The sequence below is a fragment of the Caballeronia mineralivorans PML1(12) genome (assembly GCF_001028175.1).
Classification (GTDB): Bacteria; Pseudomonadota; Gammaproteobacteria; order Burkholderiales; family Burkholderiaceae; genus Caballeronia; species Caballeronia mineralivorans.
The window spans coordinates 1-700 of record NZ_AEJF01000128.1; the positions used below are offsets into that span (position 1 = coordinate 1).

The 700-nt window shown below is 54.7% G+C and carries 1 protein-coding gene; it reads left to right on the forward strand.

All coding sequences use genetic code 11. From position 1 onward, the window contains the following. Positions 1-69: 69 nt before the first annotated feature. Complete coding sequence (locus EOS_RS20775; protein ID WP_047848582.1) at positions 70-522, forward strand: winged helix-turn-helix transcriptional regulator; 453 nt, start codon at positions 70-72, stop codon at positions 520-522. Positions 523-700: the final 178 nt, after the last annotated feature.

The window sequence follows — 700 nt, forward strand, 5'->3', positions numbered from 1 at the left end:
CATTACTTGCAAAAAAAAGTAAACAATGGAAATTTACTTGCTATATACAAGCGATGCTAATATCTAGCCATGAAGACGACATCTAAAGAAGACATTCGGTCCCATTGCGCAGTGAACTACGGCGTGGAGGTCTTCGGCGACCGCTGGTCGCTCTTGATCATTCGGGACATCGTTTTTGTCGGCAAGAAGACTTATGGCGAGTTCCTGAAATCGGAAGAAGGAATCGCGACCAATGTGCTTGCTTCCCGCCTTGCCTTTCTTGAGGAGCAAGGAATTCTCTCGAAGGCGCCCAGCCCCGACGACGGGCGCCGTGACTTCTACACGCTGACCGAGAAGGGCTTGGATCTCATTCCCGTCGTGCTTAACATAGTCCTTTGGAGTGCGAAGTACGATTCGAAGTCGTACGTGCGGCGCAGCAAGGAGTTCGTTGCTCGATTAAGTCGAAGCCCCACGCAGGTGAGCGAAGAGGTGAAGGCGCTGGTCCGCAATGGCGGATGTATGTTTCCTGAGAGCAAGGAATGAGCAAGACGGCAAGCGCGCCCTGTCACATCGCCCGAACGATATGCACACACCACCGGCTGCGAGGTGCAGCGAATAGCGGGGCCGATGTCCGAAACGGTCCTGGAAGCCGCCATTAATGTTTCGCCAACCTCAGCGGCGGTTCAGGGTCGACATGAGCCCGTCACGTGGGGCAGCACGC